Origin of the sequence: Novosphingobium sp. fls2-241-R2A-195 (assembly GCF_030209485.1) — a bacterium.
In the GTDB taxonomy this organism is placed as follows: domain Bacteria; phylum Pseudomonadota; class Alphaproteobacteria; order Sphingomonadales; family Sphingomonadaceae; genus Novosphingobium; species Novosphingobium resinovorum.
In genome coordinates this window covers 95,859-115,531 of record NZ_JARVRY010000026.1, presented here as the reverse complement: position 1 = coordinate 115,531, position 19,673 = coordinate 95,859, and the positions used below count along the sequence as shown (strand labels likewise).

16 protein-coding genes are annotated in these 19,673 nt (G+C 66.2%); 6 read left to right on the top strand and 10 right to left on the bottom strand.

Annotated elements, in window-relative coordinates; all coding sequences use genetic code 11:
- Window positions 1-51 precede the first annotated feature (51 nt).
- Both QRN25_RS19730 and QRN25_RS19725 read left to right on the top strand, forming a co-directional pair.
- Window positions 52-402 (top strand): c-type cytochrome, encoded by a 351-nt coding sequence (locus QRN25_RS19730; RefSeq protein WP_285020948.1) that lies wholly within the window; start codon window positions 52-54, stop codon window positions 400-402.
- The gene (locus QRN25_RS19725) at window positions 399-1,652 is read left to right on the top strand and encodes an MFS transporter (RefSeq protein WP_285020947.1); all 1,254 of its coding nucleotides are present in this window, start codon (window positions 399-401) and stop codon (window positions 1,650-1,652) included. The genes QRN25_RS19730 and QRN25_RS19725 overlap by 4 nt, the downstream gene beginning before the upstream one ends.
- Here the strand turns inward: QRN25_RS19725 and QRN25_RS19720 are convergent.
- A complete protein-coding gene (locus QRN25_RS19720; protein ID WP_081799074.1) occupies window positions 1,638-2,537 on the bottom strand; it encodes a LytTR family DNA-binding domain-containing protein in 900 nt (299 codons plus the stop codon). The two genes, QRN25_RS19725 and QRN25_RS19720, sit on opposite strands and share 15 nt — an antisense overlap.
- A gap of 229 nt (window positions 2,538-2,766) precedes the next feature.
- On the opposite strand from QRN25_RS19720, the gene QRN25_RS19715 reads away from it, so the two are divergent.
- Together QRN25_RS19715 and QRN25_RS19710 are read left to right on the top strand one after the other, a co-directional pair.
- Complete coding sequence (locus QRN25_RS19715) at window positions 2,767-4,224, top strand: flavin monoamine oxidase family protein (protein ID WP_285020945.1); 1,458 nt, start codon at window positions 2,767-2,769, stop codon at window positions 4,222-4,224.
- A gap of 126 nt (window positions 4,225-4,350) precedes the next feature.
- Entirely contained in the window at window positions 4,351-6,543 is a 2,193-nt protein-coding gene (locus QRN25_RS19710; RefSeq protein ID WP_285020944.1) for a TonB-dependent receptor, read from the top strand.
- A 187-nt stretch (window positions 6,544-6,730) separates the two neighbouring features.
- Here the strand turns inward: QRN25_RS19710 and QRN25_RS19705 are convergent, their stop codons facing one another.
- The 5 genes from QRN25_RS19705 to QRN25_RS19685 all read right to left on the bottom strand — a co-directional run bounded on the left by QRN25_RS19705 (window position 6,731) and on the right by QRN25_RS19685 (window position 12,413).
- A complete protein-coding gene (locus QRN25_RS19705) occupies window positions 6,731-7,735 on the bottom strand; it encodes a zinc-binding dehydrogenase (RefSeq protein WP_285020943.1) in 1,005 nt (334 codons plus the stop codon).
- Window positions 7,735-9,354 (bottom strand): FAD-binding oxidoreductase, encoded by a 1,620-nt coding sequence (locus tag QRN25_RS19700; RefSeq protein WP_285020942.1) that lies wholly within the window; start codon window positions 9,352-9,354, stop codon window positions 7,735-7,737. Before QRN25_RS19700 ends, QRN25_RS19705 begins: the two co-directional genes overlap by 1 nt.
- Window positions 9,355-9,442: 88 nt before the next feature.
- Window positions 9,443-10,831 carry an FAD-dependent oxidoreductase gene (locus QRN25_RS19695; protein ID WP_271183656.1) on the bottom strand — a complete coding sequence of 463 codons (1,389 nt, stop codon included), beginning with the start codon at window positions 10,829-10,831 and terminating at the stop codon, window positions 9,443-9,445.
- On the bottom strand, window positions 10,828-11,187 hold the full coding sequence (locus QRN25_RS19690; RefSeq protein WP_271183655.1) for a hypothetical protein: 360 nt from the start codon (window positions 11,185-11,187) through the stop codon (window positions 10,828-10,830). The genes QRN25_RS19695 and QRN25_RS19690 overlap by 4 nt, the downstream gene beginning before the upstream one ends.
- Entirely contained in the window at window positions 11,187-12,413 is a 1,227-nt protein-coding gene (locus tag QRN25_RS19685) for a class I SAM-dependent methyltransferase (RefSeq protein ID WP_285020941.1), read from the bottom strand. The genes QRN25_RS19690 and QRN25_RS19685 overlap by 1 nt, the downstream gene beginning before the upstream one ends.
- Window positions 12,414-12,491: 78 nt before the next feature.
- Here QRN25_RS19685 and QRN25_RS19680 point away from each other — a divergent pair, with 78 nt between their 5' ends.
- Both QRN25_RS19680 and QRN25_RS19675 read left to right on the top strand, forming a co-directional pair.
- Window positions 12,492-12,800: a RedY/HapK family protein gene (locus QRN25_RS19680; RefSeq protein WP_211150948.1), complete on the top strand. Its 309-nt coding sequence runs from the start codon at window positions 12,492-12,494 to the stop codon at window positions 12,798-12,800.
- Window positions 12,797-13,621, top strand: a complete 825-nt coding sequence (locus tag QRN25_RS19675) for an SDR family NAD(P)-dependent oxidoreductase (protein WP_285020940.1) — start codon at window positions 12,797-12,799, stop codon at window positions 13,619-13,621. The genes QRN25_RS19680 and QRN25_RS19675 overlap by 4 nt, the downstream gene beginning before the upstream one ends.
- Before the next feature lie 144 nt (window positions 13,622-13,765).
- On the opposite strand, the gene QRN25_RS19670 is transcribed toward QRN25_RS19675, so the two are convergent.
- The 4 genes from QRN25_RS19670 to QRN25_RS19655 form a co-directional block, all read right to left on the bottom strand.
- Window positions 13,766-15,142: an MmgE/PrpD family protein gene (locus tag QRN25_RS19670; RefSeq protein WP_285020939.1), complete on the bottom strand. Its 1,377-nt coding sequence runs from the start codon at window positions 15,140-15,142 to the stop codon at window positions 13,766-13,768.
- Window positions 15,142-16,158, bottom strand: a complete 1,017-nt coding sequence (locus QRN25_RS19665) for a zinc-dependent alcohol dehydrogenase family protein (RefSeq protein ID WP_285020938.1) — start codon at window positions 16,156-16,158, stop codon at window positions 15,142-15,144. The genes QRN25_RS19670 and QRN25_RS19665 overlap by 1 nt, the downstream gene beginning before the upstream one ends.
- A gap of 86 nt (window positions 16,159-16,244) precedes the next feature.
- Complete coding sequence (locus tag QRN25_RS19660; RefSeq protein ID WP_285020937.1) at window positions 16,245-16,988, bottom strand: GntR family transcriptional regulator; 744 nt, start codon at window positions 16,986-16,988, stop codon at window positions 16,245-16,247.
- 353 nt (window positions 16,989-17,341) lie between these two features.
- Window positions 17,342-19,597 carry a TonB-dependent receptor gene (locus QRN25_RS19655; RefSeq protein WP_285020936.1) on the bottom strand — a complete coding sequence of 752 codons (2,256 nt, stop codon included), beginning with the start codon at window positions 19,595-19,597 and terminating at the stop codon, window positions 17,342-17,344.
- Window positions 19,598-19,673: the final 76 nt, after the last annotated feature.

Genomic DNA, 19,673 nt, shown 5'->3' with positions numbered 1-19,673 from the left:
GCCGCAACTCTTCCACTTAAAGATCTGGCGCTTACAGGTCTGGCCATAACCATGAGCCTGTTCGTGGCCATAGCCCCCGCCTCGGCCCAGACGGCGAATGCACAGGCGGGCAAGCGCCTGTTCATGCGCTGCCAGGCCTGCCACTCGACGGCAGCGGGCCAGCCCAACAAGGTCGGTCCCAACCTCAACGGTTTCATCGGCAAGAAGGCTGCGAGCCGCCCCGGCTTCCGCTATTCGCCTGCTCTGACCAAGAGCAGCGTCAAGTGGGACGACAAGTCGCTCAACGCCTGGCTTGAACGGCCGAGCAAGCTGGTTCCCGGCACCACCATGGCTTTCCCCGGCATCGCCAAGCCGGAAGATCGCGCCGCCCTGATCGCCTGGCTCAAGACCGCGACGAAGTGAGCGAGGCGGTGAGGCCGGCGGCCGACGCCCGCGACGGCGAATTCGCCCGGGGATGGAAGATCGTGCTGGCCGCCACCCTTGGTGTCGGCCTCGGCCTTTCCCCCATGCCGGTCTACACCCTGGGGATGCTGGCCCCCCAGCTTTCAGCCGCCTTCGGGTGGTCGATCGCGGAGGTCATGGGCGTCATGTCCGTCACGACCCTCACCGTCGTGCTTTCCGCGCCGCTGACCGGGGCGCTCACCAACCGGTTCGGCGCGCGCAACGTCGCGCTGTGCTCGGTGGTATTGTTCGGCCTCGGCGTGCTGTCGCTGGCGCTGTCCTCCGGGTCGATCCTCGGCTTCTACCTCACCTGGGGCTTCATCGCGCTGGGCGGCGCGGGAACGCTGCCGATCACCTGGACCCGCCTCGTCAACGAGCACTTCCAGCGCAACAAGGGCCTTGCCCTCGGCCTTGCCATGATGGGCTCGGGGCTGTTCGGCATCTTCGCCAAGCCCTATGTGCGCTGGCTGATCGAACAGTGGGGCTGGCGCGGCGCCTTCGTCGGGCTCGGCCTGCTGCCGCTGGTTCTGGCCCTGCCCGCCGCCTTCATCTGGTTCCGCGCGCCCAAATCCCGCGTGGATGAACCCGCCGCGCCTCCCGTCGCGATGGGCGGCATGACGACCGCGCAAGCGGTGCGCGACTGGCGCTTCTGGCTGCTGGCCGTGGCGCTGGTGCCGATCTCCTTCGCGCTCGGCGGTGCGGTCCCCAACATGGAAGGCATCCTGCGCGCCGGGAAGCTGGATAGCGGCACGATCGCCTCGCTCACGCCGCTCATCGGCCTTTCCGCGATCATCGGACGGCTCGTCGGCGGCTGGCTGCTCGACCGCTTCTGGGCGCCGATGATCGGCACCATCCTGCTCGCCCTGCCCGGCCTGTCCTACTGGAGCCTCATGGGCGGGACCATCGACCCGCAGGCGGCAGGCATCTCGATCTTCCTGATCGGCTTCGCGCTGGGCATCGAGTACGATTTCATCGCCTTCATCGTCGCCCGCTATTTCGGGATGAAGCACTACGGCACGATCTACGGCTGGCTCTACATCCCCTTCGCGATCGGCGCCGGGTTCGCCGCGCCGGTGTTCGGGCACGATTTCGACGTCAACGGCAGTTACGTCCTGTCGCTGAGCTGTTCGGCGATAGCCTTGCTGACCTGCGCCGGATCGCTGCTGTTGCTCGGCCCCTACCGCACGTTCGAGGCGTCAGAACGCCCCTGAAGGAACGAGCCCTGATGGTGCAGCCTGCAGGAAGCCTGCCTGCTGCACCGTCTGGCGAAACGACCGGCTGACCGGCACTTCCAGCCCGTCCCGCAGCACCAGCCGGGGCGCGCCTGCACTGCCTGCCACCCGGACCACCGCGCCCGAGGCCACCCAGAAGCTGCGGTGGACCTGCAGGCCCCTCCCGCCCAGTTCGCTGACCGCCTGCGACAGGCGATAGAGGATCAGCGCATTGCCCGCGCTGGTGTGGACGCGCAGGTAATGCTGCTCGGCCGAGAGCGCGAGCACTTCGCCGCGCAGGGTCACCGGCACTTTCGTCATGAACGGCAGCACGCTCTCGACGCTGCTGGGTGCGTGGCCCGTCTCGATGCTCGGCCGGTAGCCGTAGCAGGGCATCTTCCAGAAGTGGAAGAGCATCAGGTTGATCAGCGGCCACTCGATATAGCCATAGATGTGCGTCTTGAAGAACAGCACCGCATCCAGCCGGATCTGCGGCATCGGGCGCGTCATCGGCAAGTCCGGGAACATGCCGAGATAAGCGTGCACCCATAGCTTGAGTGCCATGTCGGACGGCAGCGAAGCCACCACCACTCCGACCATCAGCGTCGCCCAGAGCGGCATCCCCGCGCCGCGCAGCGGCCGGGCCAGCGCGCGGGTAACGATGTCGTTCGCCCACCAGCCGCACATCGACAGGCCGATCCAGAACGCGATCGCATGTTCCTTGGGCCAGGCGACCGTGCGCCCCGCTTGAGGCCATCCGGCGACGAAGCCGAGGAACACCGGCACCCCGATGAAGTGGACGCAGAGCTGGCGCGGATTGAGGCCGAGCAGCAGCGGCTCGTCCGAAAGCCAGAAACCCCTCGTGAACATGCGGTGACCTGCCATGCCGAATCCCCGTATCGCTGCCTCACTGCAGAAACGGCCGATCCCGTGGATTTGCGGGCCTCGACTCCGTTCGTGCAACACGAATGACGTTCGTGAAGGCCCGTCCGCGCATCAATGGCGTTCAGGAATTTTGATCGCCTGCCGGGAACGCTTGATTGCACGGTGCCCGCCCGGCCCATCACCCTGCCTGCCAGAACACCGTCCCATGACACGGCCAGGGAGGCCCCCTTTGACACGCGAACTTTCCCGTCGGACCCTGCTCGCCACCGGCATGGTGGCTGCGGCCGCCGCCTACTTGCCCCGCATGGCCTTCGCCGCCGAGAAGACCGACGTCGTGGTCATCGGCGCCGGTCTCGCCGGGCTCAATGCGGCGCTGCTACTCACCGAAAATGGCTGCCGTGTGACGGTGCTCGAAGCCGGGAGGCGCATCGGCGGCCGCGTCTTCACCTCGACCGAGATCGAGGGCCATCCCGAGCACGGCGCCTCGCAGATCGGCCGTTCCTATGCCCGCGTCCTCGACCGCTGCGAAGCGCTGGGGGTAAAGCTGGCACAAGGCTCCAACATCTACGACAACTATGCGATCTCCCTCGACGGACAGTTGATCCGACCGGGGCAGTGGGAGAACCACCCGCTGAACAGGACGGTCGGCGCGGAGCGCGGCGTCGTGCCTTTCGCGCTCGGCAGCTACTACCTCGCCAAGACCTACCCGTGGAACACGATGGACGGCTGGGCCTCACCCGAGGCTCTGGCGAACTACGACGTGTCCGAGGCCGACTACCTGCGCCGCGTGGGCGCATCGCCCGCCGCGCTCGACCTCGTCGCGCGCGGCTATGGCGACGGCGACCTCGATGCGATTTCCGCCCTGACGCTCATGCAGGAAATGGGCCGCGCCAAGTTCGAGGGGAACGGCGTGCCGACCTCGGCCAAGCAGGACCGGTTCCAGCAGGCCTCGTTCCTGTCCTACCGCATCCTCGGCGGCTCCTCGCGCCTGACCGATGCCATGGCCGATGCCCTCAAGGGCGCGGTGCTGACCGGCAAGCAGGTCACCGCCATCGACATGACGGACACCGGCGCGACGGTCACGTGCGGCGACGGCTCCAGCTACAAGGCGGACTACGTTGTCTCTGCCCTGCCCTTCACCGCACTGCGCAAGGTCGCGGTCACGCCTGCGCTCACCGGCGGGCAGGCGGACGCGGTCAAACTCATGCCCTACAGCGGCCAGAACCAGGTCTGGCTGCGCGTCAAGGCGCCTTACTGGGAGCAGGACGGCATCGAGGGCTCGATGTGGACCGACGGCCCGGTCAGCCTGCTGCGCCAGTCGATCGCGCCCGACGGCTCACGCGACAGCGCCGTCGCCATCACCAGCGGCGTCAAGGGCGACGCGCTCGACCGCATCCCGGCCAAGGAGCGCGGCGAATATGTCCTCTCCGAGCTGGCGCGGATGCGGCCCTCGACCAAGGGCAAGCTGGAAGTGCTCGGCGTCTTCTCGTGGAAGCTCGACCCGCTGATCCACGGCTGCCGCCACGGCTATCATCCGGGCCAGATGAAGGCCTTCCGCCCGACGATGGCCCAGCCGCACGCCCGGATGCACTTCGCGGGCGAGCACACCCGCCTGATGGAAGTGGGCATGGAATCGGCCATGGAAACCGGAGAGCGCGCCGCGCTCGAAATCCTCGACCGCATCTGAAGCCGACCGACAGACCGAATTTCCGACCGTCCGCAAGGGCGGCGGAAAGACACACGCGCCGGGCGCCAGAACCCGGCCAGAAAACGACGCAGACGGAACAAGGTTCAGCACCAAGGGGGAAGTACCATGATGAATGCCAGGATCCTGCTAGCCGCAGGAGTATCGCTCGCCACGCTCGTCCCGGCCGTGGCCCATGCGCAAGTCGAGGACATCGTCGTCACCGCGCGCAAGGAAAAGGAAACGCTGCAGGAAGTGCCGATCTCGGTCGCCGCCTTCGACCAGGACATGATCGCGCGCTACGACATTTCCGACCTCGAGGACATCGCCAAGCGCACGCCGAACTTTACCTTCTCCAACAACCTCGGCATGTTCGGCGGTGTCCCGGTGATCCGCGGCATCGGCGCGCCGCGCACCGGCAGCAACGCCTCGGTCGGCCTGTTCATCGACGGCGTCGACACCGGCAACGCGGGCGGCATCAGCCTGCAGTCCTTCGACGTCGAGCGCATCGAAGTCGTGCGCGGCCCGCAGAGCACCCAGTTCGGGCGCGGCGTGCTGGCCGGCGCGATCAACTACGTCTCGCGCCGCCCCAACCTCGACAAGATCGAGGCCGAATTCGGCGGCGAGATCGCGGAATACGGCCTGTACCGCGTGGAAAGCCGCGTCAGCGGCCCGGTCGCGGATGGCCTGGCGTTCTCGCTCGCCGCGCAGCGCCGCAGCTTCGACGGTTTCTATAACGACGCCAACACCGGCGACGACATGGGCAATTCGGACAGCACCGCCGTGGTCGGCGGCATCCGCGCGCAGTTCGGTGCCGAGAAGCAGGCCGAACTCTACGTCCGCCTCGCCTACAGCGACGAACACATCGGCCAGCCCGCCTGGCATCAGGTGGCGACCAACACCCAGACCGGCACGCTCGCCAGCCAGCGCTGGTACGTCGGCACGCTGAAGGGCGATCCCGACAAGCTGGGCAGCAACGCCGCCGATTACGGCAACATCGACCTCAAGTATTACCGCGCCGCCGCGCACTTCAACTACGACTTCGGCGGCGCTACGTTCTCGTCGATCTCCGCCTACAACCGCAGCCACCAGCTGCAGGACGTGGACTCCGACTTCACCGCCAACCCCGACCTGATTTCGGGCTCGACCCTGCTCGGCAACTTCCGCAGCGCGCTCGACGTCCATGTCGAGGATTTCAGCCAGGAACTGCGCCTGCAGTCATCGGGCACCGGCCCGTTCAAGTGGCTGATCGGCGCCTACTTCCGCAAGGAAAACTACTCCAGCGACGACTACTCCCCGACCGCCGCGCAAGGCTCGTCCAGTGTGCTGGCCCCGACGCCCAACGTACTCACGCGCGATACGAAGACTTACGGCGTGTTCGGCTCGCTCAGCTACGAGATCACGCCCGGCCTGACGGTTTCGCAGGAACTGCGCTATTCGCAGGACAAGATCTTCGAAACCTCGCAGCCGCGCGCGGCGATGACCGCAGGTTCCTTCGGCGCGACATTCAGGAACTGGCTGCCGCGCACCATCGTCGAGTGGCAGGCGACGCCCGACCACATGCTCTACGCCAGCGTCGCCAAGGGCAACAAGCCGGGCGGCTTCAACAACGCGGCGGGCACCGGCTTCAGCGCCGTGCCGGACGAGTACATCGCCTATGATGAAGAGCAGATGTGGAGCTACGAAGCGGGCTTCAAGACCGCCTGGTTCGATCGCAAGCTGACCTTCAACGCCTCGGTCTTCCACCTCGAATGGTCGGACATCCAGGTCAATTCGCAAGTCACCGTCAACGGCTATCCGGTGGGCATCACGCTCAACGGCGGCAAGGCGCGCGGCACCGGCGCCGAGATGGACTTCCACTTCCAGCCCAACCCGGGCTGGGAAGTCTACGGCGGCCTCGGCTACGCGCCGATCCGCATTCTCGACTACGTGGATACCCGCGTGCGCAATGCCGGGATCACGACCGACGGCAAGGACCAGCTCGCGGGCAGTCCCGACTGGACCGGCAATGCGGGCGTGATCCACAACATCGAACTGGAGGACGTGGGCACCCTGTTCCTGCAGGGCGACGTCAGCTACCGCAGCACCACGTACGCCACCGAGGCGAACCTGGCGGAGACCGGCTCGAAGACCACGGTGGACGTACAGGTCGGCCTGCGCCGCCCCGGCATCCGCGCCTCGCTCTATGTGAACAACCTGCTGGACGACAAGGCGGTGCAATCGGCCCGCGCATACGTGAACCCGACCAATTACGCGCGCAGCTTCATCGTGCAGCTGCCCAACCGCCGACAGGTCGGCCTGCGGCTATCGCTGAAGTACTGAGAAGGATCACCCGGATCGGCCGAGCGCCGGTCCGGGAAAGCCGGGTCGACCGGCCCTCTAGAGAGATACCCGCGTCTCGCGAGGAAAGGTCGGCCCGGCCCTTGCTCGTCATTGCGAGCGTAGCGAAGCAATCCAGAGCCGCGTAAGCCGCCCTGGATTGCTTCGCTACGCTCGCAATGACGAAGTGCTATCGCAAGTCCACGATGACCTTGCCCATCGAGCGGCCCGAAAGCAGGCGCTCCACGGCATCGAACACGCCGGGCAGGCCGAGGAAACGCTCCTCGTCGAAGCACACCTTCAGCTTGCCCTCGTTGTAAAGCGCGAACACGTCGTCGCGCGCGGGCGGCCAGAACTCGGCCAGCAGTCCGTTCATGAAGCCGCGCACCGAAGCCCCCTTGTAGTAGAGCTTGTGCGCGATGCGCGGGGCGGTGACGATCTCCGGCCTCCCTTCGAGGTCGGAGGCCGCGCCGCCGACGACCACGCGCCCATGCGGCGCGACATTGTCGAGGAAGGCGTCGAAGATTTCGCCCGAAACCGTGTCGATCGCCACATCCAGCCGATTGGGATATTCGCGCGCCAGCACTTCCGGCACCGACTCCGAATGATAGTCGATCACCCGCGCCGCGCCGAGGCTGCGCGCGAATTCGGATTTCACCGGCCCGCCGCAGACCGCCACGACCTCGCAGCCCTTGAGCGCCGCAAGCTGAACGATCAGGTGGCCGAGACCGCCCGCAGCGGCCGAGATCGCCACCACGTCGCCCGGCTTCGCCTGCCCCACATGGAACAGCGCCATCCACGCCGACACGCCGGTGGAGGCGAGCGCCAGCCATTCGGGGCTGTCATCCGCCACTTTCACGAAGTGGCCCTGCGGCGCGATGTTGTACTGGCGATAACCGCCGGGAAAGCGCGTGGTCACCACGGCGTCGCCGGGGGCGAAGTCGGTCACGCCCTCGCCCACTGCCTCGACCACGCCCAGCGCCTCCACGCCGGTCAGAGTCGGCAGGCCGATCTTCACGTAGTCCACCGCGTTGCGGGCAATTTGCGTATCGAAGATACCGTTCACGCCCGCGTACCGATTGCGCACACGTAATTCGCCCGGCGCCGGATCGCGCAAGTCGAGGTCGACGATGCGCGCCGCCTCGCGGAAACTCTCGCCGAACTGCGCGAGCTGGACCGCCTGATAGGTCGCCATCAGGCCCGGCCTTCCGGGAAACCCAGCACGCCGGGGTTGAACAGGCCCTTGGGGTCAAGGTGCGCCTTGAGATTGTCGAGCAGCGCGGTGAACGCCGGATCGCGGCTCTCGCGGTAAGGATAAGTACGGCCGATCTGGAAGTGCCCGGTGCCGTAGCGCGCGCAGATTTCGACCACGCCTTTGCGCAGGAACTTCACCGCCTCGGTCGCCGCCGGGTTCTCCGGCCGCTGCGTCAGCCGCGCGACGTGCGAGGCTTCCATCGACTGTTCGTGAATCGGGCGCCAGCCGGTCGGCCAGAAGAACACCGGCTCGATGATCAGCGCGTTGCTGGCCATCGCCGTGAACAGGAAGCCAGTGTGGATCTCGTGCTCGGTGAAGAGCGCGGCGTTCTCGGCGTAGAACTTCTGGATTTCGGTGAAGATCTGCGGCGCGGTGGACAGCGGGCAGACGCCGTGCACCGGAATCCACGCCTCTCCCGTCGGGCCGACCATCGAGTTCAGCGGCGGGAACGGGTTGGCGCGGATGATCTTCGCGATCGAGTTCTCGATCTCCGTGCCCTCGAACTGGCGGGCGATGCGGCGCGCCTCGGCCATGTCGAACGCCACCGCGTCCTTCGAGCGTCCCTCGGCAATGACGTGGAGCGGATAGTCGCCCTTGGGGATGAAGTTGCGCCCGCCGAGCGCCACCTTGGCGGCCGAGAGCAGGCCCTTGCCCAGCGACTTCTCCTTGCCGATCACCGCGCCCAGCGTCTTCACGTCCGACAGCAGCGACATGCGCTTCATGCGCACTTCGGTAAGGCCGGGGTCAAAGGCGCACATTTCGCAACTGATGCCCGCGCGCGCCATCTCGCCCATCGCTTCCAGCAGTTTCTCGCCGCTGGGGAAGGAGAACGAAGCGTAATCCTCATGCGCGGGGGCGGTGATCAGGCGGAAGGTGACTTCGGCCTTGATGCCCAGCGTGCCACAATCGCCGAAGAAGATGCCCGCCAGATCGGGGCCGAAGTGGCGGTAGAACGGATGCTCGCCGCCTTGGCCGCGTGCGCCGGTGCGGATCACCTCGCCGGTGCCGGTGACGACGGTGAGCGCGACGACGCTCTCGCTGCTGGTGCCGTACTGGCTGGCACCGAACATAGCGTTGAGCTGTGAAAGCCCGCCGCCGATGGTCGAGATCAGGCCCGACATCGGCCCCCAGAATGGCGTGCGCAGACCTTCCTTCGCCAGCGCCTCGTTCAGCTGGATCCAGCTGACGCCCGCCTGCACCGTCACCGTCATGTCGCCGCGATTGACCTCGATCACGCGGTTCATCCGCAGCGTGTCGATAGAGACGGTGCGGTCGTTGGCGGGGACATAGGCCGAAGTGTAGCTCATCCCTGCACCGCGCGGCGCGGCCGAGCAGCCCGCATCGCCGATGACCTGGACGACCTCGGCCAGTTCCTCGGTGGTGGCCGGAGCGACGATCAGCGCGACGACGTCGTCCGCGCGCGACCAGACGTCCTCGCTGTGCAGCTTGCGCTTCGCCTCGTCGATAGTGACGTTGTCGGCCCCGACGATCGCGGCGAGGCGTTCGGCCAGTGCCGAGGTTGCGGTCGGTTCGGAAAGCGTTGCGCTCAGCGGGTCCATCGTCGTGCTCCGGTGATTAATCTTGATTTACTGCTGTCAGGTTGGATTGATCACGCAAAGAGCCGCAGGACGACCCTCCGCTCTGCGATCATCGGCCCGCTGCGATCGCTGCTGCGCCCTCCCCGGACAGCCTGCCGAGGGTCACGGCGGTGCACAGGCCCATCGCCGGGAGGTAGCCCCATGACGACGGCCCCGAGACGCTTCGCGCCGCGCCGCCGCCCGCGAAAAGGTTGGGCAAAGCCGAGCCGTCCTCGCGCAGAACCCGCGCATTACGGTCGATTTGCAAGCCCCCCTGCGTATGATAGATCGCGCCGACGACCTTGAATGCACCCAGCGCGCCCGAGGGCGGAAGCTCGTCCCCCCAGACGCGGCCCTGCGCATCGGGGCGCCCTTCGGCCTGCGCCTGACGGGCCTCTTCGAGCGAGGCGGCCAGCGCCTGCGGATCGACGCCGATGCGCTGCGCCAGAGCCTCTACGCTCTCCCCGCGCCGGGCGGCATTGAGTTCGGTCAGCGCCTTGGTGTCGGGCTGGTAGGCGTTGCGGCGCTCGATCTCTTCGTCGAAAATCACCCAGACGTGGCCGCCGGGCTGCGCCATGACGGGGTGGACCATCCCGGCGATGTCCTCCTTCTCGTCCACAAAGCGCAAGCCGTTGATATTGACTAGGATCGCACCGTCGATGACAAAGCCTGGCGGTACACTGATACCTTGCGGTTCAGTCAGCATCGCATAGCCCTGAAAGGCACTCAAGTCGCCCACAGCGGCACCTAGCGACACTCCAAGGCGGATACCGTCGCCCCGGCTGCCCTCGTGACCGTTGTTCCGGGCATCAGCCATCTCGGGTATGTACTGGCGCAGCATTGCGTGGTTTCCGGCGAAGCCGCCGCTGGCGATGACGAGCGCCTTGCACCCCACCCGCTCGCGCTCACCGCCGGGCCGTTCGATCTCGACGCCGAGCACGCGGCCCTCGTCGTCGGCGATCACGTCGACCACTTTGGCCGGGTTGAGCACCATCACCCCGGCGTCGGCGACCTTCTGGTGCAGCAGTTCCAGCAGGTCCTGCCCGGCATGGCCCGGCCAGCCGTGGACGCGCATCCGGGTGTTGCCGTAGGCCGGACGGAAGCCGGTATCGAGTTCGAGCGGCACGCCATGAATCCCGACCAGCCAGTCCAGCGTCGGGCCGGAGCCATAGGCCAAAGCATGCGCGATCTCGGGGTCGGTCTGGCCTTTCGTCTTGGCGAGAATGTCGGCGAAGAAAGTGTCGCCGTCATCCTGCTCGCCCGCCGCGGCCTGCTGCTTCGTGCCGGCCGCACAGAACACGCCCATCGACATGCCGGTGGTGCCCATCGGCCGCGCGTCGGCTTCGACGAGTAGCACTTCGGCGCCCGCATCGCTGGCCGCAAGCGCGGCGGTAGCACCGCAGGCTCCGCCGCCCATGACGAGGACATCTACGGTGAATTCAAATTCCGTCCCGATCACGATTCTGCGCCAACCTCTACCGCCACGTCTTCCGAAGCGATGTCGTCCGGGCGCCCGACCGCCTCATTCTCCTGCTGCACGATGCGCAGGATGCGGGCGATGTACTCCTGATTCCACAGCGCACGCTCGGTGGCGGCGGCGCGGTCGGGCACGAAGGCGTCGATCTCGCCTTGCGAGAGCACGCCCTTCTCCAGCAGCAGCCGTTCGAGCGTGTCGGTGCGCTGGCGGCTTACCGCCAGTTCCTGAGCGATCGACATAGTGATGGCGAGGACACGCTCGACTTCGGCGTCGAGGAAATAGGGGCGCTTGCCGGCAGGCTTGGCGCCCGCGCCGCGCAGGGCATCGGCGATGGACATCAGACGGTTGCTCCGATCACGTGCCAGGCCGCCTTGCGGCCGTAGTCTTCCTTGTCGTCGTCGGCGGCGTCGGGGAACAGGTCGCGGTCGACCACCGCCGTCACCCCGCCGTGGATCAGCTGGTCACGCGCGAACCCGGCCGCGATCATCTCGGCGTCGAGGTCCATTTCGTGCATCCGGCTCCAGAACGGCTCGTTGTTGTAGTAGGCGTCCCAGTCGCGCATGGCCTGCTCGAACAGGGGCATCTCGGGCGCGTACTGCGGCTGCTCGACGTGCAGGACGATGCCGCCCGGCTTCAGCAGGCGGCGCGTCTCGGCCATGATCCGGCGCAGCGATCCGGTGGACAGTTCGTGCAGGAACATCGTCGTCTGGATCCAGTCGAAGCTGGCGTCGGGGAAGATCGAAAGGTCCTCGCCACTCGCCTGCACGAAGCGCACGTTGTCGACGCCGAGCGACTTGGCGCGGCCCAGACCATAACGCAGCACCGGTGCGCCAAGGTCCACGATGGTCATCTCCGCCTCGGGGAAAGCCTGCGCCAGCGGCAGGCTGGAATGGCCCACGGTGCCGCCGATCTCCAGAATCTGCCTGGGCTGGAAGTCCGGCAGGTTGCGCTTCACCCAGCGCGCGACGGCATGGCCGCCGCCGTCCGAATACTTGCCGAGCAACCCGCTGGTGGTGACGAACCCGGCGTGATCGTAGTTCGCGCCATTGGTCACGTCGCCGGGGAAGTATTCGGTGTGATAACTGCCCGGCATGCAGTGATGATCGACCGCCGAGACGTAACGCGGCTGCTGCAATGCCGGATCGAGCTTGAGCCGATCGTCGCCCTCGGTCAGTTCGCGGGCCTTCTCGGCCAGTTGCTCGGACTGGCGCAGCGCGGTCCAGCGACCGGCCTGCTGGCGCTGCTCCATCGTCATGCGGCGCATCGCCGACCAGGTCTGGAACGCGGGGTCCGCCAGCAGTGCCTTGCGCGCTTCGTGGCGGTTGGCGATCGGGCGGCCTTCGGCGGCTTCGAACGCAGGCACGACCCGCTTCTCGTAAGCCTGCTTGACGCCGGGCACGACATTGGCCGCCAGGTGGCGATTCATCTGCGCGAGGAAGTTGATCCGCTCGATCTCGTCATGACTGGTCTGCGGAAACAGCGCGTGACGGCCGATGACACGGTAGTCGGGCGGGCCATCGTAATCGGCGCCGGGGTCGTTCTTTGGCGGGTCATTTCTGGACATGGTCAACCCTCGCGTTATATGTCATGCTTCTATATCAAATAACAGGTAGCTTGGCTCACCTCAAGGAGGAGATTACCCGTGACTCGCATCATCGTGCTGCTGAACCTCAAGGCCGGAAAGAGCGTCGCCGATTATGAACGCTGGGCGGAGACTACCGATCTGCCGACCGTGAACGGCCTGAAGTCCGTCTCCAATTTCGAGGTGCTGCGCACGGCGGGCCTGCTGGGCGGCGGCACCGCGCCCTACCAGTACGTCGAGATCATCGACGTGGCCGACATGGACCTGTTCGGCGAGGAAACCTCGACCGAGGCCATGGGCAAGGTCGCCGCCGAGTTCCAGGACTGGGCCGACCCGATCTTCATCATGACCGAGAAGCTGGGCTCATGAGCGGCCGCTTCGACGGCAAGGTCGCGGTCGTAACCGGCTCGGGCCGTGCGGGCGGGCTTGGTGAGGGCATCGCTCGCCGCCTCGCCGCCGAGGGCGCGACGGTGGTGATCTCCGACATCGGCGCCCCCGCCGACGCGGCGACGCCGGGTTCGATGACCGGGTCCAGCGCCGAGATGGACGCCATCGCCGCATCGCTGCCGAAGGCTTCGACCTTCCCCTGCGACGTGCGCAATCACGAACAGGTTCGCGCGCTGGCCCGCCATGCGGTGGACACCCACGGCTCGCTCGACATCTGGGTGAACAACGCAGGGATCGGCTATATCATGAAGCCGATGATGGAGGTCTCCGCCGACGAATGGCGCGCGGTGATCGACGTCAACCTGACCGGTGCATGGTACGGCCTGCAGGCAGCGGCGGAGATCATGATCGCGCAGGGGAGAGGCGGCCGCGTCGTCAACATCGCCAGCCAGGCGGCGAAGTCCGGCTTCATGCATGCGCAGGCTTACACCGCCTCGAAGCACGGCCTCGTCGGGCTGGTGCGCTCGGCCTCGATCGAGCTGGGCGCGCACGGCATCACCGTTAACAACGTGTGCCCGAACCACGTCACCACCGGGCTCGGCAAGTGGCAGAACGAGCACTTCGCTGAGGTGCAGGGCATCTCGGTGGAGGAATACCTCGCCAACATGGCCGCGCGCATCCCGATGGGCCGCCCCGGCATGCCCGAGGACACCGCCGCTGCGGTGGCGTTCCTGTGCTCGGACGAGGCGATCTACATCACCGGCGAGAGCATGAACGTCTCGGGCGGTGAGGAGCCGCATTGATGATATGAGGCCCTCTTCGCCCGGCGGAGAGGGCTTCCCCCTTGCTCATCTTCCGTTCGTCATTGCGAGCGTAGCGAAGCAATCCAGGGCAGTTCAGCGCCGCCCTGGATTGCTTCGCTACGCTCGCAATGACGAAAGTAGTGGTCAGTCGAGAACTTCGGATAGTGTGGCAATCACATCCTCGGCCGCATCAAGCTGCCCGACCAGCGCGTGCAGCTGTGGCACCAGCGCCGCATCCAGCCCGCCGAACGCGAAGCACTTGCCCGCCTTCTCCAGTTGCTGCTCCAGCGTCAAAGGCCACTCCGGCGCGCCGAGTTGCCGGGCGACATCGACGCGGAAAGACCGCCCGTCCACCAGCCGCACATGCGCAAAAGCCGGTACGAAAGCCGCAAGATCGGGGTTATCGTCCGCAACGACGATGATTTTCTCCGCAATCGCCGTCAAAACCGGATCGCCCAGCCGCGCGGGCGTAAAGGCATCGAGGCCCACGTCACCCTCGGTCAGAACCACCGCGCCGAGCCACGCGAAGCACAGCCGCGCATAGGCCACCGTCATGTCCGCCTGCGGACGGCGCCCGACCAGCCGGTGAATCAAAGGCGGCGCGTGGTATTCCAGCGCTTCCAGATTGTCCGCCGTCACGCCATGCCCGGCCATCAGCGTCTTGAGCGCGACGATTGCCCCTTGCGCCGCGCGGCCGGTGGGGAACGGTTTCCAGCTGACTTCCTCGACGCGCCAGATTTTGCCCAGCTTGTCGAGTTCGGGCTCCAGCACCGGGTCGTTCTCGAAAAGCGCCATGTAGCCGAACGGCCCCCCGATCGCGCCTGCAGGCGAGGGTACTCCGGCGCAGGCAAGGTCGAACGCCTCGACCGCCGAGCGCGCCGCGCCCGCGACCTGCAGCGCCAGCGTCGGCTTGCCCTCGATATGCGACTGCATCGTCCCGCTCGCCAGTGCGAGGGCGTGGCCGAAGGCACGATAGGCGACTTCCGGCTCTACCCGGCGCAGGCGCGACAGCGCGGCGACGCAGCCGAAGATCCCCGCCGTCGCCGGGCGGAAGAACTTGAGCGGCCCCTTCACCGCCACGCCCAGCGTCGCCACCACGTCGATCCCGGCGATTACGGCGGCGAGGAAATCCGCGCCGCTCGCCGGAGCACGCCCGGCTTCGGCCAGCAGCGCCGCGCAGACAGTCGCCATCGGGTGGGCGACCGCCGGCTCATGCACGCAGTCGTATTCCTGCGAGTGGATCTGGTAGGCGTTGACGTAGGCCGCATAAGGCGCGGGCAGGCGCAGGTCCGGTGCGCCCAGCACCATGCCCTCGCCCGCAGCCCCGCCGGTCCAGATCTGCGCGGCCTTGCGGATTTCTTCGGCGTAGATGGCGGAATACCCCGCCACGCCCACCGCAAGGCTGTCGAACAGGAAAGCACGCGCCGCCGCCTGCGCCGAGGGAGGCAGCGCCGCCCACTCGACGGACAGCGCGTGATCGGCGAGGCGGGCGGCGGGGTCGGCCATGGTCGCTGGAGTCATCAGGCGACCTGGATCATCACCTTGCCGAAGTGATCGCCCGAGTGGAGGTAGGCGTAGGCATCGGCGGCCTCGTCGAAGCCGAACACCTTGTTGACCACCGGCTCCATGCCGTTGATCGCGATCGCGTTGACCAGGCGCTGCAGCATCGCGCGGCCGCCCGCAGCGATACCGTGAATGGCGAGGTTCTTGCCGATGATGGTGCCGAAGTTGGGCAGCGGATCGCTCACGGTCCCGCCCAGCGCGCCAATGATGGCGATGCGGCCGTTGGGCGCCGCTGCCGCGATCGACTGGCGCAGGGTGGCTAGGCCGCCGGTCTCGACGACGATGTCCGCGCCGTTGCCGAGCGCGGCGAACACAGTCTTGTCCCAGTCCCCATCGCTACGATAGTTCACCGTCACGTCGGCACCCAGCGCGCGGGCCTGCTCCAGCTTCTCGTCGCTGGACGAGGTGATGGCGACGCGCGCGCCGCACATGCGGGCGATCTGCAGCGCCATGATCGAAACGCCGCCGGTGCCGAGCGCGAGCACGCTGTCGCCCGCCTTGACCTTGCCGACCTCGACGATCGCATTCCACGCGGTCAGCGCCGCGCCGGACAGCGCCGCGACCTGGCGGTCGGTCAGCGAATCCGGCACCTTCACCAGCGCATGGGCCGGGACCAGCACGTATTCGGCCAGCCAGCCGTCATGCGTCACGCCAAGGTCGTGGCCGAAGTAGGCGGGCGAGAACGGACCGTCGGTCCAGCTGACGAAATGCGGCGCGGTGACGCGCTGGCCGACGTCGATACCCGACACACCCTCGCCAAGAACCGCCACTTCACCGACACCGTCCGACACCGGCACGCGGTCTTCGGGACGCGGCGCGCCGTACTTGCTGGAAACGATGAGCAGGTCGCGATGATTGAGCGACACCGCGCGCACCTTGACGAGAACCTGACCGGGGCCGGGCTGCGGCACGTCCCTGGTCACTGCGGTCAGCGAGGCGATGCCCTGCTGCGAACCGATCGTATAGGCCTTCACGATACCCCCAAGCGTTGAATGATGCTTTTTGTATCGTAACTATAACAATATCGGTGCGCAAGCGCGCTATGACCGAATTGGGTCGCTCAATTGACCGCGTAGCGGGTTCCGTGAAGATCGAGCCGGATCGTGAACTTGTCCGAGCGGTAATGCGCGAAAGTCAGCAGGAAGGGCCGCTCGTTCGCATCGTAGCTGGTGCGGCTGATCCGCAGCAGCGCGGCAAGCGGGGCGATCTCCAGCGCCTGCGCCAGTTGCGGGTCGGCCTGCAGCGCGCCGATGGTCTGGTCCGCATGGACCGCCTTGTATCCGGCATTGGCCAGCAATTGCAGGATCGGCCCCTTAGCAAGATTGCCCGGCGTGATCAGCGGCGCCAGATCGCCCGGCACGTAGCTGACCACGTAGCCGATCGGCATCCCGTCTAGATAGCGGATGCGCACCGCACGGATGACATCCTGCCCCGCATCGACCTGCAGGGCTGCGGCGATGGTGGGGTTGGGCTTCTCGCGGTTGACCTCGATCACGTTGACGGTGGTGCCGCTGCCCAGCGCCATCAGCGAGTCCATCGCCTGATCGATGTCCGCCTCGATCGGCTTTGCGGGCGACTTGAAGATCACCGTGGTGCCCAGCCGCCGCTTGCGCTCGACATAGCGCTGCTCAGCCAGTTCGTTGAGCACCCTGCGTGCGGTGATCCGCGACACGCCGAAGAGTTCGGCCAGTTCGTGCTCGGTCGGCATGGCACTGCCGAAAGGGCGCTGACCGCTCAGGATCTCGTCACGCAGTTGCAGGTAGATCTGATAATAGAGCGGCACTGCAGCGTCGCGATCGACCACCCCGATACTCCCGAACATTCAATACGGCACCGCGCGGACTGCGCGAGCCTGATCGTCAAACCTCGCGTAGATAAGTCAATTGCCCGCGCAACGGCAAATTCGGTAGGCGAAAAAGTCGGGCACGAAAAAGGGGCACCGAAGCGCCCCCTGCTTATCACCGAGATCGTCTGGACTGCGGGAAAGGCAGATTGAACCATACTTCGTCATTGCGAGCGTAGCGAAGCAATCCAGTTCCGTGGGCCGTTCGTGGATTGCTTCGCTACGCTCGCAATGATGACCGACCCTCTGAAAAGGGGCTTGGACCGGTGCCGCCAGGAAAATGCCCCTCAGGGCATTTTCCCTAAGGACTCTCCTCAGAACTTAAACCAGACGCTGCCGGTGAACCGACGCGGATCGCCGGGGAACAGCGAGAGGAAGTTCGCCGTGATCGTCTCCTGCTTGGTCAGGTTGGTCACGCCGAACGACGCGCCGAAGCTGCCGTCGGTCTTCTCGTACGAGACCTTGAGGTCCACGAAGTCCTCGCGCGGGGCCGCCGCCGTGTTCAGCACGGCGATATAGTACGAGGAATTGTGCCGGTACGAGCCGATCAGCTTGATGTCGCCGTCCAGCGCGTCGACCGGGATCGTGTACGTAGCGCCGCCGGTGAACTGGAAGGTCGGCGTGCGCACCGGTCGGGTGTCGGTGGATATCTGCAGTGCCTGGGACACGCCCGGCAGGATCACGACCGACGAATACTCGCCATGCGACAGCGAGCCGTTGGCGAAGAACTCGAAGTTGCGCACCGGCGCGAAGACCGTCTCGAACTCCAGACCGTAATCGACCAGCGTACCGGCATTGCGCGCGAGGCTGACGATCACCGTCTCACCCGGCGGGACGATGCCCGAAGTGATCTGCAGGTTCTTGGTGCGGGCATAATAGCCGTTGAGGTTTATGCGCACCTTGCGATCGAACAGTTCCGACTTCACGCCGCCTTCATACGACCACGTCACTTCCGGCTCGAACGCCAGCACGCGCGTCGCGACGGCGGCGTTGCCGTTCCAGCCGCCCGACTTGAAGCCGTTCGTCGCCGAAGCATAGAGCATGACCGACGGCGAGAGCTTGTAGTTGATCGCGAAGCGCGGGGTCACGCGGTTCTGCGTCAACTTGAGCGGAATGCCTGCCGCGCGCACGTCGGCGCTGTTGAAGCCGAAGCCGGGGAAACGTTCGGAATCGAAGTACTCGATGCTCTTCTTCTCGTAGGTGTAGCGCGCACCCACGGTCACGGTCAGATCGGGCACGACCTCGTAGTCGCCCTGGAGGTAGCCGGCGACGGTCTCCACCTGCTGGCGGAAATGGCGATCCTGCAGGAGATTGAACGCGGTAGCCGTCGCCGAACCCTGGAAGTCGGCCGAAGCGAGATGGTTCACTTCGCGCAGGTAGAACACGCCGGCAACGTACTTCAGCTTGTCGTCGAATGCTTCGCCGGTCCACTTCAGTTCGGTCGAAACCTGATGGTTCCTGATCTTGTCGGCCAGGATGTAGGCGGCGTAGACGTTGGTGGTCGTGCCGTTGTAATTGTTGATGTAGCCCTGCTCCTGCTCGCGATAGCCCGCGATCAGTTCGAGGTTGCCGGCATCGGTGTTCCAGTTGACGTCAGCGGTCGTCGCGTAGCTGTCGGTCAGCGAGCAGTTGCCGGTCACCGTGGTCAGCAGGATGTTGACCGGGTCGCCCTTGCAGTTGCCTTCGGGCAGGGCATTGCGGGTGTTGTAGAAATCCGGCGTGGTCGTCGTCTTGTAGCGATCCGACGCGCCTGGCGCGGCGTAGACGCCAAGGTAGGTGCCGGTGTTGCGGGTATATTCGCCCGAAAGGTCGATGGTCAGGTCGTCGGTCGGCAGGAAGCGCACGTCGCCGCGGAAGCCGTAGTTGCGCTCGCCGTTGAGGCGGTCGCCGGTGGTGACGTTCTTGAGGTAGCCCTTGTCATAGACGTAGTAGGCGGACCACTTCGTCAGCACGCGCTCGCTCACCGGCAGGTCCACGGTGGTCTTGGCGGTGACGCGGTCATAGGAGCCGTAGGTCGCCTCGAACTTGGCGCCCATCCGGTCCGACGGCTTCTTCATGATCACCGAGACGGCGCCGCCGGTGGTGTTGCGGCCGAACAGTGTTCCCTGCGGTCCGCGCAGCACTTCCACGCGATCGACGTCGAAGAACTGGTAGTTGTTGGCGTTCTGGCGCGCGACGTAGACGTTGTCGACATACGTGCCGACCGGCGGATCGAAAGTCGCGACCGACTGGCTGTTGCCGAGGCCGCGCAGGTAGTAGGCGTTGGCGGTGCCCAGCCCTGCGTTGTGCGTGGCGATCATGCCCGGCACCATCTGCGCGGTCTTGATCGCGTCGTTCAGGTTGAGATTGCGGATCATCTCTTCGCTGAAGGCGGTGACGGCGACCGGGACGTCCTGCAGACGCTCGGGACGGCGCTGCGCGGTGACAATGATGTCGCTGCCGAGATTTCCACTTGCCTGCGGCGCATCAGTGGCCTGCGCGTCCTGTGCATGGGCCGTGGTGGCGGTGATGGCCAGCAGTGCGACTGCACCCAGAGCGCGCGCACGAATACACCTCGTCGAATCAAGCATGACGACTCCTCATTGTCCTGAAACCTTGGAACGCGGGCGCATCCTGCCGCCGCCGCTGCGATCTTTATTTGTTATG